Annotated in this window: 15 protein-coding genes; 7 read left to right on the forward strand and 8 right to left on the reverse strand. The window is 68.8% G+C overall.

Translation table 11 applies throughout. The features are described from left to right. Positions 1-559 precede the first annotated feature (559 nt). From ACWGIC_RS18560 to ACWGIC_RS18570, 3 genes are read left to right on the forward strand one after another with little or no spacing between them, the layout of a single operon-like run. Positions 560-1,333 (forward strand): SDR family oxidoreductase, encoded by a 774-nt coding sequence (locus ACWGIC_RS18560; RefSeq protein WP_452077164.1) that lies wholly within the window; start codon positions 560-562, stop codon positions 1,331-1,333. Further along, positions 1,333-1,977 (forward strand): PaaI family thioesterase, encoded by a 645-nt coding sequence (locus ACWGIC_RS18565; protein WP_452077165.1) that lies wholly within the window; start codon positions 1,333-1,335, stop codon positions 1,975-1,977. The genes ACWGIC_RS18560 and ACWGIC_RS18565 overlap by 1 nt, the downstream gene beginning before the upstream one ends. Further along, positions 1,974-2,735 carry an SDR family NAD(P)-dependent oxidoreductase gene (locus tag ACWGIC_RS18570; protein WP_452077166.1) on the forward strand — a complete coding sequence of 254 codons (762 nt, stop codon included), beginning with the start codon at positions 1,974-1,976 and terminating at the stop codon, positions 2,733-2,735. The genes ACWGIC_RS18565 and ACWGIC_RS18570 overlap by 4 nt, the downstream gene beginning before the upstream one ends. A 113-nt stretch (positions 2,736-2,848) precedes the next feature. Here the strand turns inward: ACWGIC_RS18570 and ACWGIC_RS18575 are convergent, their stop codons facing one another. Further along, positions 2,849-3,124 (reverse strand): hypothetical protein, encoded by a 276-nt coding sequence (locus ACWGIC_RS18575; protein ID WP_452077167.1) that lies wholly within the window; start codon positions 3,122-3,124, stop codon positions 2,849-2,851. Positions 3,125-3,339: 215 nt separating this feature from the next. On the opposite strand from ACWGIC_RS18575, the gene ACWGIC_RS18580 reads away from it, so the two are divergent. The 3 genes from ACWGIC_RS18580 (at position 3,340) to ACWGIC_RS18590 (ending at position 6,711) form a co-directional block, all read left to right on the forward strand. Beyond that, positions 3,340-4,515 carry an NADH:flavin oxidoreductase gene (locus tag ACWGIC_RS18580; protein WP_452077244.1) on the forward strand — a complete coding sequence of 392 codons (1,176 nt, stop codon included), beginning with the start codon at positions 3,340-3,342 and terminating at the stop codon, positions 4,513-4,515. Positions 4,516-4,721: 206 nt separating this feature from the next. Further along, a complete protein-coding gene (locus ACWGIC_RS18585; RefSeq protein WP_452077168.1) occupies positions 4,722-5,492 on the forward strand; it encodes an SDR family oxidoreductase in 771 nt (256 codons plus the stop codon). 13 nt (positions 5,493-5,505) lie between these two features. Next, on the forward strand, positions 5,506-6,711 hold the full coding sequence (locus ACWGIC_RS18590) for an acetyl-CoA C-acetyltransferase (RefSeq protein ID WP_452077169.1): 1,206 nt from the start codon (positions 5,506-5,508) through the stop codon (positions 6,709-6,711). Between the two features lie 50 nt (positions 6,712-6,761). Here the strand turns inward: ACWGIC_RS18590 and ACWGIC_RS18595 are convergent, their stop codons facing one another. Continuing rightward, positions 6,762-8,330: an AMP-binding protein gene (locus ACWGIC_RS18595; protein ID WP_452077170.1), complete on the reverse strand. Its 1,569-nt coding sequence runs from the start codon at positions 8,328-8,330 to the stop codon at positions 6,762-6,764. Between the two features lie 73 nt (positions 8,331-8,403). Between ACWGIC_RS18595 and ACWGIC_RS18600 the strand changes: the two genes are divergently transcribed. Next, the gene (locus tag ACWGIC_RS18600) at positions 8,404-9,015 is read left to right on the forward strand and encodes a TetR/AcrR family transcriptional regulator (RefSeq protein ID WP_452077171.1); all 612 of its coding nucleotides are present in this window, start codon (positions 8,404-8,406) and stop codon (positions 9,013-9,015) included. Positions 9,016-9,020: 5 nt separating this feature from the next. Here ACWGIC_RS18600 and ACWGIC_RS18605 read toward each other — a convergent pair whose 3' ends face one another. Genes ACWGIC_RS18605 through ACWGIC_RS18630 form a run of 6 tightly spaced genes read right to left on the reverse strand, consistent with a single transcriptional unit; the run spans position 9,021 to position 14,757 of the window. Further along, a complete protein-coding gene (locus ACWGIC_RS18605) occupies positions 9,021-9,806 on the reverse strand; it encodes a CoA-transferase subunit beta (protein WP_452077172.1) in 786 nt (261 codons plus the stop codon). Next, complete coding sequence (locus ACWGIC_RS18610; protein ID WP_452077173.1) at positions 9,803-10,675, reverse strand: CoA transferase subunit A; 873 nt, start codon at positions 10,673-10,675, stop codon at positions 9,803-9,805. Before ACWGIC_RS18610 ends, ACWGIC_RS18605 begins: the two co-directional genes overlap by 4 nt. A gap of 23 nt (positions 10,676-10,698) precedes the next feature. Beyond that, the gene (locus ACWGIC_RS18615; RefSeq protein WP_452077174.1) at positions 10,699-11,778 is read right to left on the reverse strand and encodes an acyl-CoA dehydrogenase family protein; all 1,080 of its coding nucleotides are present in this window, start codon (positions 11,776-11,778) and stop codon (positions 10,699-10,701) included. Continuing rightward, the gene (locus ACWGIC_RS18620; protein WP_452077175.1) at positions 11,778-12,731 is read right to left on the reverse strand and encodes an acyl-CoA dehydrogenase family protein; all 954 of its coding nucleotides are present in this window, start codon (positions 12,729-12,731) and stop codon (positions 11,778-11,780) included. The genes ACWGIC_RS18615 and ACWGIC_RS18620 overlap by 1 nt, the downstream gene beginning before the upstream one ends. Continuing rightward, positions 12,728-13,882: an acyl-CoA dehydrogenase family protein gene (locus ACWGIC_RS18625; protein ID WP_452077176.1), complete on the reverse strand. Its 1,155-nt coding sequence runs from the start codon at positions 13,880-13,882 to the stop codon at positions 12,728-12,730. Before ACWGIC_RS18625 ends, ACWGIC_RS18620 begins: the two co-directional genes overlap by 4 nt. Beyond that, a complete protein-coding gene (locus ACWGIC_RS18630; RefSeq protein WP_452077177.1) occupies positions 13,879-14,757 on the reverse strand; it encodes an enoyl-CoA hydratase in 879 nt (292 codons plus the stop codon). The genes ACWGIC_RS18625 and ACWGIC_RS18630 overlap by 4 nt, the downstream gene beginning before the upstream one ends.

Raw genomic sequence — 14,757 nt, forward strand, 5'->3', positions numbered from 1 at the left:
TTCGGCAGAGTGGTATCTCAGGCGGGCGCCAGTGACGCTGTCTGGCATGCCAGGTGCTCGCGCTGAGCAGTTCTGGGCCGGGTGCGGGGCGGCGGGACTGTTGTGGAGTTGTGGTTCGGTGAGCTGATATCTCAGGTGGGATGGCAGCGACGCTGTCTGGCCTGCAAGGTGCTTGCGTCGAGCTGGTTTTGGTCGGGCTTTGCGGTAGCGGGACTGTAGTGGCGTCGTGGTCCGGCGAGTTGGTATCTCAGGCGCGCGGCAGCGGCACTGCCTGGCATGTCAGGCGCTCGCCCCGAGCTGATCTAGGCCCGGCTGCACGTCTTCCAGGCAGCCGCGGTGCCGTGTCTGCCCCGGTGCGGTGAGATCTCAGCCAGAGGCATTGCGCGGCGGTCGAGTCCGGCCTTCCGGTCCTCCTCGCCCAACCGTTCTTCCCGAAGACCTCCCCGGACCGTAGGCCGCCCGGATCGTTTCTCCCGGTGACCGGGATGAACCAGTCACGCGCGGCGGAGTTCCCCGTAGCGTCGCGGCCGTTCCGGGAACCCCGCCTCAGGAGGCCGTCATGCCGCGCACTGTCGTCGTCACCGGAGCCAGTTCGGGGATCGGTGCGGCGCTCAGCAGCCTCCTCGCCGAGCGCGGCGATCAAGTCCTCGGCGTCGACCTCGCGGGCAGCACCGTCGACGCGGACCTCTCCGCTCCGCCCGGCCGGATCGCCGCCGCCGAGGAGGTCGGCAAGCGCACCGGGCACGTCGACGCGGTGATCACTTGCGCCGGAACGTCGAACCCTGGCGAGGCCATGGTCACGGTGAACTACTTCGGCAGCACCGAGTTCGTCGAAGCCCTCCAGCCGCTGCTCGCGAAGTCCGAAGCACCGCGCGTAGTCCTGGTCGGCTCGATCTCCGGCACCCAGCCGAACGACCCCGCGGTGGTCGACGCCTGCCTGCACGGTGACGAACAAGCTGCGTTGGCCGCCGCGCGCCAGGCGATCGCGGACAACCGCGCGTTCCAGCTGTACCCGTCCTCGAAGTCCGCGATCGCGCAGTGGGCGCGCCGGACGTCCGTTTCGGAAGGCTGGGCCGACGCAGGAATCGCGGTGAACGTGGTCGCGCCCGGTGCGGTGTTGACGCCGATGACCGACGAGCTGTTCGCCGACCCGAAGATGAAAGCCGTGATGGACAAAGCAGTCCCGATGCCGCTGCACGGTTACGCGGACGCGGAGGACGTCGCGCGAGTTCTGGCGTATTTCGCCGACGCCGCGACGACGCATATCACCGGCCAGGTCGTCTACGTCGACGGCGGTGCCGAGGCGACCCTCCGCCCGGCGGCGCATTACTGATGACGACTTACGCCGAAAACGTCCCGTTGTCGCCCGTCCCGAATGACGACGGCATTGACGCTGCTGTCGCGGCGGCCCGACGGGTGGTCAGCGCGCTCCTGCACGCGGGCGCGGACAGCGCCGCGCCGATGGCGGACATCGCCTGCGACCTCAACCGGATCGCTGACCAGCTCGAAGAACACGCGCCGGAGCGACAGGATCGGTTCGTCGGAATGTGGGCAGGGAGACCGCGCCACGATCCCGTCACTGGCCCGGAAAACGCGCTCGCGCCGCCGTTGCACCTGCACGGCCTGCCGGACGGATCGGTGACCGGCACGGTGACGCTCGGCCTGCCGTACCAGGGCCCGCCGGGCTGCGTGCACGGTGGGATTTCCGCGCTGCTGCTGGATCACGCGCTCGGCGTCGCCAACAGCTGGGGGCCCGGGCCGGACGGGATGACCGGCACGCTCAGCGTCCGCTACCACCGGACGACCCCGCTGTTCGAGGAGTTGACGATCCGCGCGCGGCAGCGATCCAGCGAGGGCCGCCGGATCCACACGACGGGCGAAATCCTCGCCGACGGTCAGGTCTGCGTTTCCGCGGACGGGATTTTCGTGGCGAAACACGTCGCGCGACCGGTTGCCCAAGACGAAGGAGGCCGATGAACAAGCTCGCGGGCCGGGTGGCCCTGGTGACCGGTGCCGGACAAGGCGTCGGCCAAGGAATCGCGCTGGCGCTGGCGGGGGAGGGCGCGTCGGTCGCCGTTCTCGGGCGTACGAGGAGCAAGCTGGACGAGACCTGCCGTCTTTTGCGGGAACGGGGTGCTTCCGCGGAACCGTTCGAGTGCGACGTCGCGGAGACCGCCTCGATTCCCGGGGTCGTCGACGAGGTCGTCTCGCGGTTCGGACGGCTGGACATTCTGGTCAATAATGCGTACTCCGGTGCTTTCGGCCCGTTGCTGGAAATGAGCGACGACGATTTCGTGCGCGGTTTCGAAACCGGCCCGTTCGCCGCGTTCGCGTTCATGAAGGCCGCCCACCCGCATTTGAAAGCGACCGGTGACGGGTCGATCGTCAACCTGGTCACCTCAGCGATGGTGCGCTGGGATCCCACGACCTACGGTGCTTACGCGGCCGCGAAACAAGCCTTGCGCTCGCTGTCGCGCACCGCCGCCGTGGAGTGGGCGCGCGACGGGATCCGGGTCAACGCGATCGCGCCGCATGCGTTGTCGCCCGGATTGAAATGGTGGACCGAGCACAATCCTGAAGAGGCCGCCGCATTCGTCTCGACCATTCCGATGGGCCGGATCGGCGAATGCGAGGAGGATATCGGCCGCGCTGTCGTCGCGTTGGTCGGCTCCGATCTGCGCTATCTGACCGGAGCCACCGTGCCGCTCGACGGCGGTCAAGCCTTCTTCGGCTGAGGAGGCAGCGCCGTGCCCGACCCGCCCTCGACACCGCCGCCATCCGTCGCGGCGACCTGTCCGCCCTGGGAGGCTGCCGAACAGGAGATCGTCCGCATCGAAGAGCCGGTGCCTCAGTAGCGGTAGCCGGACGATCCGCTGCCCGGCAGATTGGCCATGATCACGATGATCCCGATCGAGGTCAGGATCGCCCACATCACGACTATGGTGGCGATGACCAGCGCGTGCCGCCGGATCGCCGCGAGCTGTCCCAGGATCTCCAGGTTGATCCGGTTCGCGTAGTCCGTCGGTCCGTCTGTCTCAGACGCGTCCTTGAGCCGCTGAGCGACCGCGACGGGGCCGGTGAACGCGTCGGCGTGATAGCGAGGACGGGGTTTGACGTCGGTCATCGGCGATCTCCTCCGGCGAAGCTCGAACACGGATGCACAGGAGTCGCCGGGGCCGGCCGGAGCGTTACCGCGCTCAGGAGTTCCCCGCAGGTCAGCGAGCTCTCCCGGTCACCGAGATCGCCGGAGCGGGCCTCCCCTCCGTTTCCTACCGTGGCAAGGTGACTTCTACGACCCCCGCCCCGCCCGATCCGCTGGCTCCTGCGCGGCTAGGGCCGATGCGGTTGCGCAATCGCGTTGTTAAGGCGGCGACCTACGAGGGGCTCAGCCACCGCGGCCGGGTCACCCGGGATTTGGTCGATTTCCACGTCGGCTACGCGAAAGGCGGCGTCGGGATGACCACCGTCGCCTATTGCGCGGTCGCCAAGGAAGGCCGCACCGACCGGCATCAGATCTACTGGGCCGACGAAGCCCTGCCCGGTCTGCGCGTGCTCACCGACGCGGTGCACGCCGAGGGTGCGGCGATCTCGGCGCAGATCGGGCACGGCGGGCCGGTCGCGAACCCGAAGGGCAACGGCCTGCCCGCGCTCGCGCCGAGCCGGTATTTCCACAAGGCGACGCTCAGCTGCGCCCGGGAAATCGACCACGCGGGCATCGAACGCGTCAAACGCGCCCATGCCGAGGCGGCGAAACGCGCCATCGAATGCGGGTTCGACGCCGTCGAGGTCCATTTAGGACACAACTACCTGATCAGCTCGTTCCTGAGCCCGAAACTGAATCATCGCACCGACGAATACGGCGGCTCGCTGGAAAACCGCGCCCGGCTCGCGCGCGACACGATGCGCGCGGTGCGCGACGCGGTCGGTGACCGGATCGCGGTGATCGTGAAAATGAACATGGACGACGGCGTGCCTGGCGGTTTCTGGCTCGACGAGGCGATTCCGGTGGCGCAATGGCTCGAAGCCGACGGCACCTGCGACGCGCTCGAGATGACCGCGGGTTCGTCGCTGCTGAATCCGATGTACCTCTTCAAAGGCGACGCGCCGGTCCGCGAGTTCGCGGCGGTGATGCCGCAGCCGCTGAGGCTGGGCGTGCGGGCGGTCGGGAAGCATTTCCTCCGCGAATACCCTTACCGGGACGCGTTCTTGCTCGAAGACGCCCGCCAGATCCGGGCGGCGGTGAACCTGCCGATGGTGCTGCTCGGCGGGATCACCGGCCGCGCGTCGATGGAGCTGGCGATGCGCGAGGGATTCCAGTACGTCGCGATGGGCCGGGCTTTGCTGCGCGAGCCGGATCTGGTGAACCGGATCGCGGCCGAGCCGGGGACGCCGTCATTGTGCATCCACTGCAACAAGTGCATGCCGACGAACTTCACCGGGACGCGGTGCGTGCTGGTGGACCGGATTACGACCCGGGGTGCGGATTGGGGCCAGGTCGCGGGTTACGTGGGCTGAACAGCTCAGGTTTCGCGCGGAAAAAGTTCGATCGCCGACGTTGTCGACCAGGACGTCGATCAGGCCGTGGTCCGGGCGCAGTGCGGCGGCGGTGCTCCGGTGACGATGCTGACCCGTCGGATCACCGTCTGTGCCATGGAAAACCTTGTCGGCATCAACCTAGCACTTGTTTGGTAAGCTGAGTGCTCCCGGCGAGAAGGAGCAGCATGCCTGTCAGCTTCGACCTGACCGATCGCGTCGTCCTCGTCACGGGTGGCGCACGCGGAGTCGGCGACGGCATCGTGGCGACGTTCCTCGAAGCGGGCGCGCAGGTCGAGATCTGCGGGCGCACCGAACCCGAAACCCTCCGCGAGGTGGGCGGCCGCGAACCGCGGTTCACGCAGGTGGACGTGCGGGAGCCGGAGCAGGTGCAGAGGTGGCTGGAGGGGATCGGCGAGCGGCACGGGCGGCTCGACGTCGTGGTCAACAACGCGGGCGGCGCGCCGTTCGCGCAGTTCGCGGAGGCGTCGCCGCGGTTTCATCGCAAGATCAGCGATCTCAACTTCCTGGCCGCGGCGTACGTGCTGCACGCGGCGCATCCGCTCCTGCGAGCGACGCCTGGGGCGTCGGCGGTGAATGTCACGTCGATCTCGGCGCGGCGGCCCAGTCCGGGCACCGCGGTGTACGGGGCGGCGAAGGCGGCGCTGGAAAGTCTCACGACCAGTTTGGCGGTCGAGTGGGCGCCGCGGGTGCGGGTCAACGCGGTCAGTTGCGGATTGGTCGAGACGCCGGGTTCCGAGGATCACTACGGCGATCCTGCGCAGCGCGACGCGGTGGCCCGGACGATCCCGCGTGGACAGTTCGCGTCGCCGGCCGAGGTCGGCCAAGCGTGTTTGCTGCTCGCGTCGCCGCTCGCGAGCCACGTCAGCGGAGCAGTGCTCAATGTGGACGGAGGCGGCGAATGGCCCGCTTTCCTCCAGCACACCCCGAACTCCTGAGGAGGACCTTGCTGTGGCCGAAGCCGTGATCGTCTCCGCCGCCCGCTCGCCGATCGGGCGAGCGTACAAGGGCTCGCTCAAAGGCCTGCGGCCGGACGACCTCGCCGCGCAGATGGTCGAAGCCGCGCTGGCCGCGGTGCCGGAGGTCGGCCGGATCGACGATTTGATGCTCGGCTGTGCGCAACCGGCCGGGGAACAGGCGTACAACCTCGGCCGCATGGTAGCGCTGCGACTCGGCCTCGACGCGGTGCCTGGCACGACGGTGCACCGGTATTGCGCGTCTTCGCTGCAGACCACGCGGATGGCGATGCACGCGATCCGCGCTGGCGAGGGCGACGTGTTCGTGTCGGCGGGCGTCGAGTGTGTTTCGCGGTTCTCCCAAGGCAAGGCCGACGGGATGCCGGACACGAAGAACCCGCTGTACGCCGAGGCGATGGCTGTGACGGAGAAGCGCGCGGGTGGCGGTCTGCAGTGGACGGACCCGCGTAAGGACGGTGCGCTGCCGGACGTCTACATCGCAATGGGCGAGACGGCGGAGAATGTCGCTGACCATTGTGGAGTGTCCCGGGCGGATCAGGACGCGTTCGCGGTGCGCAGCCAGAACCTCGCCGAGGCGGCGGTGGAGTTCTGGCAGAAGGACATCACACCGGTGACTTTGCCGGATGGCACTGTGGTGTCCACAGACGACGGTCCGCGGGCGGACGTGACGCTGGAGAAGGTATCTCAACTCAAGCCGGTGTTCCGACCAGACGGGACGGTTACCGCGGCAAACTGCTGTCCGCTCAACGACGGTGCGGCAGCGCTCGTGGTGATGAGCGACGTCCGGGCGCGGGAGCTGGGTATTCGGCCATTGGCGCGGATCGTCGCTACCGGGGTGTCGGCGCTGAGTCCGGAGATCATGGGGCTCGGTCCGGTCGAGGCGAGCCAGCAGGCGCTGAGCCGGGCTGGACTGTCCGTTAAGGACATTGGGCTGGTGGAGATGAACGAAGCCTTCGCCGCGCAGGTGCTCCCGTGCGTTGACCAGTTGGGCCTCGACATCGACCGCGTCAACGTGCACGGCGGGGCGATCGCGTTGGGGCATCCGTTCGGCTCGACTGGTGCGCGGATGGCGACGACGCTGCTGCACGGCCTCCAGGAGAAGGACGCGACCTTCGGGCTGGAGACGATGTGCGCGGCGGGCGGGCAGGGGATGGCGATGGTGCTGGAGCGGCTCGCGTAATAGCTCGTGAGCGGCTGCTCCGGTTCTAACCGGCGTAGCCACTCACGACGTCAACCCAGCTCGCGCTTCACGATCTTCCCGCTGGCATTCCGCGGCAGCTCGGCAATCGCCACGAACTCGCGCGGCACCTTGAAGTTCGCCAGCCGCTCCCGGCAGTACTCGGTCAGCGCCGCCGGATCCAGCTCGACCCCCGCCCACAGCGTCACGTACGCGCGGCCCGCCGAGCCCATCCGTTCGTCGTCCACGCCGATCACGGCGGCCTCCACGACGTCCGGATGCGTGCTCAGCACGTTCTCCACCTCGGCCGGGTACACGTTGAACCCGCCCACGGTGTACATGTCTTTGAGTCGCCCGGTGATCTTGACGCAGCCGTGCTCGTCCAGCTGCCCGATGTCGCCGGTGTGCAGCCAGCCGTCGGCGTCGATCGCCGCCGCGGTCGCTTCCGGGTCGTCGAAGTAACCGAGCATCACGAACTCGCCCCGGATCAGGATCTCGCCGTCGGTGCCGACCGGCACGTCCTTGCCCTCGCCGTCGACCGTCCGGATCTCCAGGCCGGGCACCGCCGGGCCGGTCGTGTGCGCGACATGCCGCGGGTCTTCGTTCGGCCGCGACTGGGTGGCCACCACGCATTCGGTGAGTCCGTACGCCTGCGCGACCTGCTCGAAGCCGAGGATTTCCCGCATGTCCGAGAACAGGTTCTCCGGCACCGAGGCCGCGCCGGCGATCGCGAAGCGCAGCGACGACAGATCGAATTCTGCGCGGCGCGGGTGATTGATCAACGTGGTGAAGATGGTCGGCGCACCGGGCAGCACTGAGATCCCAGCCCGCTGGATCAGGTCCATCAACGCCACCGGGTCGAAGGTCGGCACCGGGTAGATCGTCGTGCCCGCGGTGATCGCCGCGACCACCCCGGCCTTGTACCCGAAGGAGTGAAAGAACGGGTTGACGATCGCGTATTTGTCGGCCGGGCTGAGCGACGCGCCCTTCGCCCACACCTCCGCGACGCCGATCGTCTGCCGGTGCGTGCTCATGACGCCCTTGGGCACGCCGGTGGTGCCCGAGGTGTACAAGATGTCCGCCACCGTAGAAGGCGTCACCGCGGATTCGTCGACGACCGGCGCTGAGTCCGCGTCGGCGAGGAATTCGTTCCACGGCAACGCAACGCCGTCCTCGCCGAGATCGATCACGGTGTGCAGCTGCGGCAGACCGGGAATAGCGCCGGAAGGGCCGGAACCGGCGCGCGCGGCGGCCTCGGTCAGCATCCCGAGATAGTCGTTGCCGAGGAATCCGTTGCACAGCACCAGCACCGAAGCACCGGACCGTTCCAGCACCACCCGGGCTTCCTCGCCGCGGTACCGGGTGTTGATCGGCACGAGCGCCGCGCCGAGACACTGCGCACCCAGGAACGTCAGGATGAATTCGACCCGGTTCGGCGACCACACCGCGACCCGGTCGCCGGAGCGGACGCCGACCGCGGCCAGCGCCCGGGAAACGGTGCGTACCCGCTCCCGCAATCCGGTCCAGGACAGCTGTGTCGTACCGTCGACCACAGCCGGGGCGCCGCCGTGGCGGCGGGCGGCTTCGTCGAGCAGTGCGGGCATCGTGCGAGGTGTCGACACGCGGGTCTCCTCACTGAACAAGTGCTTGTTCGGTAGCATAAGGGAAAGCAGCGGGCAGGAAGGGATCCATGCGATGACTCCGCGAACCGGCCGGGCTCCGGTCAAGAACGGCGGCACCCGGCGCGGAGAGCTGCTGGGCATCGCCGCGCAGCTGTTCGCGACCCGGGGCTACTCCCAGACCACCGTCCGCGACATCGCCGACGAGGCGGGCATCCTTTCCGGCAGCCTGTACCACCATTTCGCGTCCAAGGAGGACATGCTCCGCGAGATCCTCAAGGAGTTCATGGACGACCTGCTGGCCGCGTTCACCGAGATCGCCGGGAAGGACGGCACTCCGCGCGAGCAGTTCGACGCGCTGGTGCACACCGCTTTCGCGACGATTCACGAACGCCCGTTCGCGGTGGCGCTCTACCAGAACGAATCGGCCGTCGTCGGCAGCCTCGCCGATTTCGAATTCGTCGGGAAAACCTCGCTGAAGATCGAAAAACTGTGGCTCGGCGTGCTGCAGGCGGGCCGCGAGACCGGCGAATTCCGCGACGACCTCGAGGTGAGCCTGGCGTACCGGTTCATCCGGGACACCGTCTGGTCGTCGGTCCGCTGGTACAACCCGCGCGGAAAGCTCCGCCACGACGTCGTGGCGGAGCAGTACCTCGCGATGCTGTACGGCGGTTTGCTCGCTGGCTGAGCGGTTCAGGGCCGAGGCTCCTTGACCTCCCGCTCTCGGACCTCTCGATCCCGCGCGCCCTTCGGGTCGAGCACGGTGCGGATCAGCTCCAGTTCGTGCTCGTCCGGCGTCCGCGACACCCCGGCGTCGCTGAAGTCCAGCTCGAAGCCGGTGTTCGAGCGCACCTCGTCGGCGGTGACGCCCGGGTGCAGCGAACGCACCTTGAGCCGTCCGTCCTCGTCGTAGTCGAGCACCGCCAGGTCGGTCACCACCAGGCCGAGGTCGTGAAACCGCAGCGAGGTCGAGGGATGCGCGCGGGCCCGGTCGTTGCCGACGCCGGACACCACGTCGACCCGGTCGACGAACACCCGGCTCGAATGCCGGCTCACCCAGTAGTCGGTGCGATGGTTGACCGTGTTGCCCGGAGCCCCGCGCATGCCGATCAGCTGGCGTTTCGGCTTCCGCCAGTCGCCGATCAGCGAGATGTTCTGGTTGCCGAACCGGTCGAGCTGGCTCGCGCCCATCATCGAATGCCGCCGCCCGGTGTTGAGGATGTCGAAGATCCGGCCGAACGGGGCCCAGCCCTCGACGGTGCCGCCCGCCGCGGCGGTTTTGCCCAGCGGCGGCGGGTCTGCCATGAAATGGCATTCGCCGTCGGACAGCACAAGCTCGGGGGAGTGGGTGAGCCGGGCCAGCCGCGCGCTGATCGCCGGGACGGTGCCGACCGCGTGGGCCAGCACCTCGCCGGAACCGCGCCACGCGTCGGAGCACGCGGCGATGCAGACCTCGGCGCGGGTCGCGGGGGCACTCATGCGGACTCCTTCTCGGTCGCGCGGTGGAAGGCGCGCACTGCTTCGTGATAGCTGGCTTCGTCGCCGGTCAGGAAGGTTTCGCGGAAGCGCTGCCACGATTCCTCGTCCTGCGCGGACTGTGCGTAATGCCGCTGGAACGCTTCGTCGCGGCCGTAATCCGGGTCGCACGAGGTGAAGTGCGCGCCGTTCGGGGCCTCGATCACGCCGTTCACGAACATCCGGCTGATCAGCAGCGACGTCGACCGCTCAGTGGCGGTGAGGTCCTCAGTGTCCACGATCTTCTCGACGCTCAGCAGCGTCTTGTCCGACGCCATCGCGAACAGGTCGTCGAAGTACGGGTCCGGGCCGAGGAACTGGCCGTTGCCGAGGGTGTCGCTCCGGTTGAGGTGCAGCAGCGAGACGTCCGGGCGCACCGCGGGCACCGCGAGGTAGACGTCGTCGTCATAGGGCGACGCGACCGTGCGCAGCTCCGGGTTCATCAGCAGCACGTCGCTTTCCAGCCCGGCCCGGGTCGGCAGGAACGACAGCCGGTTCGCGCCCGCTCGGAGCGCGGCGACGAACATGCCCTCGTCGTACTCGGTCGTCTCGACCCGGCCGCCCTCGCGCGCGGCGCGGAAATGCGGGTCGAGCGGGATCGTGTCGAGCGAGACGAACCCGTAGATCACCCGGCGCACCTTGCCCGCCGCGCACAGCAGCCCGACCTCGGGCCCGCCGAAGGTGACCAGCGTCAGGTCGTCGACGTCGCTGCGCAGCAGTTCGCGCACCATCGCCATCGGCTTGCGCCGCGACCCCCATCCGCCGATCCCGACGGTCATTCCGGACCGGACGTACTCGGTGACGCCGTCCAGGGTCATGGACTTGCCGCCCATTCGTTCCTCCATTGTTTTTCCGCTCAGGCGGGCAGGTGCCCCGGTTCGGTGCCGCTTCGGAGCCGGGCCCGGTGTTCTCGCGCGTCGCCGAAGAGATGCGCCAGAGCGTGCGCTCGTTTGAAATAGAGCTGGGCGTCGTGCTCCCAGGTGATCGCGATTCCGCCGTGCAGCTGGACAGTTTCGGCCGCTACCGCGGTGAACGCCTCGCTGCACCAGGATTTCGCGTACGCCGCCTGCTGGACGACATCGTCACCGTTGCCGGCCGCGAACCCGGCCGCCCACGAGATCGAGCGGGCGGTTTCGACCCGCACCAGCATGTCCGCGACCCGGTGTTTCAACGCCTGGAACGAACCGAGCGGACGGCCGAACTGCTCGCGTTCCTTGAGATGCGCGACGGTCCGGTCCAAACAGGACTGTGCGCCGCCGACCTGCAGTGCGGTGCAAGCGATCGCGGCGATGGCGTGCAGCCGGGGGAGCGCCTCGGAGAAGTCGGCGGCGAGCAGGGTCGCGGGGGTGTCGCGGAATTCGGCCTTGGCGAACCTGAGGGTCTGGTCGACTGCCGGGGTCGTCTCAGCCGTCGCGGAGGTTTGGAACAGCGCGGGGCGTCCCTCTGCCATGGCAACTACGAGCAGGTGAGATGCCTGTGCGCCGTCCAGCACCAACGTCGCGGCGCCGTTCAGGGTCCCGGCGGAAGCGACCACGTCCGAACCGTCGGTTCGATGGCGTCCGGCACGGTCCGCCCAAGCCAGCGCGACGACCTCGCCCGCCGCGATGCCGGGGAGCAGTGCTGGCGCGTCTGCGGCCAGTAATGCTTGCGCGGCAAGCACTCCGGACCCCAGCAGTGGCGTCGGGGTCAGGCTCGCACCCAGTTCCTCCAGCACGACATGCGTTTCGAACAGGCTGAACCCAGCCCCGCCGTACTCCTCCGGAATGGCCAGCGCCGCGACGCCGATCTGCTCGCACAACGCGGACCACAGTTCGGTGTCGTACCCGGACGGCGAGTCGATCGCCGCCCGCAGATCGGTCTTCGCGGCTCGTCGCTGGACTAGCCCGCGGACGGCGGCGGCGAGTTCCCGCTGCTCGTCGGACAACGCGAAGTGCATCAGCGGCCCCTCATCAGGCTCTCCAGCACCCGCGCGCGGTGCGCGGCGGGCGTGCCCCAGCAGCCCACGAGCGCCCGGACGCGCAACAGCCACAGGCTCAGGTCGCATTCGAGCGTGTAGCCGATCGCGCCGTGCAGCTGCAGTCCGGTGCGCGCGGCGAGCTGGGCCGCGTCCGACGTCGCGACCTTCGCCGCCGAGATCGCGCGAGGGCTCGGTTCGCGGGCCGCGCCGAGCACCAGCGGGCGGGCGAAGTCGAGTGCCACGCGGACGTCTGCGGCGGCGTGTTTGAGCGCTTGGTACTCGCCGATCACGCGGCCGAATTGCCGTCGTTGGCCGAGATAGGCGACGGTGTCGGCCAGCATTCGCTCGCCGCAGCCCAGCAACTCCGCGGCGCAGGCGAGGCTGGCGAGATCGAGCGCTCCTTCGCGCTTTTCCGGGGAAAGCGGCTGAGCCTCGGCAGCGGCGGTGACCTCGAACAGGTGCCGGGAAGGATCGACCGATTCCAGCTTGCGGCCGATTTCCGCCCGAGACAAGGAATCGCCGACCACGAAGACGTCCGTCGCGACATCAGCGTCCAGCGCGTACGGAGTGTCCGGCGCGCTCGCGAAGGTCACCATGGCGTACCCGGAAGCCAGTGCGGACAGCAACGAAGCGTCCGTGAGCAGTGCGGGAGCTGCGGCGATCGACTCGATCACCGGACCCGGCACACCGTGATATCCCAGCCGTTCGAAGGCCACGATCAAATCGACCGGAGTCCCGCCGACGCCGCCGTGTTCCTCGGGTACGCCGAGCGCGGTGACGCCCAGCTCGGCCAGCTGCTTCCACAGCACCAGCCCGGATTCCGGCCGCTCGGCCGCCCAGGACCGGTTCACGCCGGGGACGTCGGCCGCGCCCAGCAAGGCGTCCAGCGCTTCGGCGAACGCGCGCTGTTCGGCGGACAGCCGGAACTTCATGCTTGTGCCTTCCTGCGGTCGCCGCGGGGGAGGCCGAGCAACCGTTCCGCGACGATGTTGCGCTGGATTTCGTTGGTGCCGGCGTAAATCGGGCCGCCGAGAGCGAACAGGTAGTCCTCCGTCCAGCGTCCGCGCAGCTCCTGGCCCGCGCCGAGCAGGTCCAGCGCCGTTTCGTGGATGCCGAGGTCGAGCCCGGTCCAGAAGAGCTTGTTGACGCTGCCCGCCGCGCCGACGTCGCCGCCGTTCTGCACGTGGTCGACGGTGTCCCAGGTGTAGAGCCGGTAAGCCTCGGCCTTGATCCACGCGTCGGCCACCCGGTCCCGCAGCTGCGGCGCTTCGGCGCCCCGCTCGGCCCAGAGGTCCAGCAGCCGGTCCGCCGCCGCGAGGAACCGGCCGGGCGAACGCAGCGACAGACCGCGCTCGTTGCCCGCCGTGCTCATCGCGACGCGCCAGCCGTCGCCGACGCCGCCGAGCACGTCCTGGTCAGGCACGAAGACGTCGTCGAAGAAGATTTCGGCGAATCCGCAGTCGCCGTCGAGTTGCGCGATCGGCCGGACGGTGACGCCGTCGGAGTCGAGCGGGAACAGGAAGTAGGTGAGGCCGCGGTGCCGTTCGGCGTCCGGATCGGAGCGGAACAGGCCGAAACCCCAGTCCGCGAAGGGGGCTCGGGAACTCCAGATCTTCTGTCCGTTGAGGACCCAGCCGCCGCGTTCGTCGTCGCGGACGGCGGTGCTGCGGATCCCGGCGAGGTCGCTGCCCGCCTCCGGTTCGGACCAGGCCTGCGCCCAGATCCGGGTGCCTTTGGCGGTGAGCGGAAGGTGCCGGCGGCGCTGGTCGTCGGTGCCGTGTTCGAAAATGATCGGGGCGAGCAGCGAGATGCCGTTCTGCGCGATCCGGGTCGGCGCGCCGCTGAGGTAGTACTCCTCTTCGAACAGCACCCACTCGGTCAGCGTCGCGTCGCGGCCGCCGTACTCGGCTGGCCAGGCGACCACGGACCATCGGCCTTCAGCGAGTTTCGCTTCCCATTCGCGGTGCGCGCGGGCACCGTCTTCGGTGTCCATCGACGGCAACGGGCCGGGGCTGTTTTCCGCCAGCCAGGCGCGGGCCTCCGCCCGGAACTCCTCTTCCGCGGCGGTGAATTCCGGGCTCATGACTCTCCCGCTGCCTTCTTGTTGGCCTTCGCCATCGAACGCGCGTCGAGTCCGGCGAGCGAATCGCTGTCCAGTTCGGCGTTGTGCGCGTGCGCGGCGTGGTGGAGGCCGAACACCGAGTCCATTCCGGACCGCATGCCCATCAGGTCTTCGGCCTGGTTGACCGCTTTCTTCGTGAGCGCGAGGCCGAGTTGCGGCATTTGCGCGATCCGCTCGGCGATGGCGAATGTCGCCTCTTCGAGTTCGGCGCGCGGCACGACGTGGTTGACCATGCCGAGCGCGTGCGCGCGGTCCGCGCCGAACCGGTCCCCGGTGTAGAGGAATTCCTTCGCCGCACGCGGGTTCATCACCCACGGATGCGCGAAGTACTCGACGCCAGGGATGCCCATCCGCACGACCGGGTCGGAGAAGAACGCGTCGTCGGAGGCCACGATGAAGTCGCACGACCAGGCGAGCATCAGGCCGCCCGCGATGCACGCGCCCTGCACCATCGCGATCACCGGCTTCGGAATCTCCCGCCACCGGCGGCACATGCCGAGATAGACCTCCGACTCGCGGGCGAACCGCGCATCGACGCCGGCCCGGTCGGTGTGGTCCCACCAGATGACCGCTTTGCGCTCGAAGCTCTGGTCGACGTCGCGGCCCGGGGTGCCGATGTCGTGCCCGGCGCAGAAATGCTTGCCGTTGCCCGCCAGCACGATCGCCTTGACGCCCGGATCGTCGACCGCCTTGGCGAACGCGGCGTCCAGCGCGTAGGTCATCTTCGAGTTCTGGGCGTTGCGGTACTGCGGCCGGTTCAGCGTGACGACCGCGACCGGACCGCGCACCTCGTACGTCACGACCTGTTCGTCGGTGCTTGCTTCGGTTCCGCTCAA

It is taken from the genome of Amycolatopsis sp. NPDC054798 (assembly GCF_053611505.1).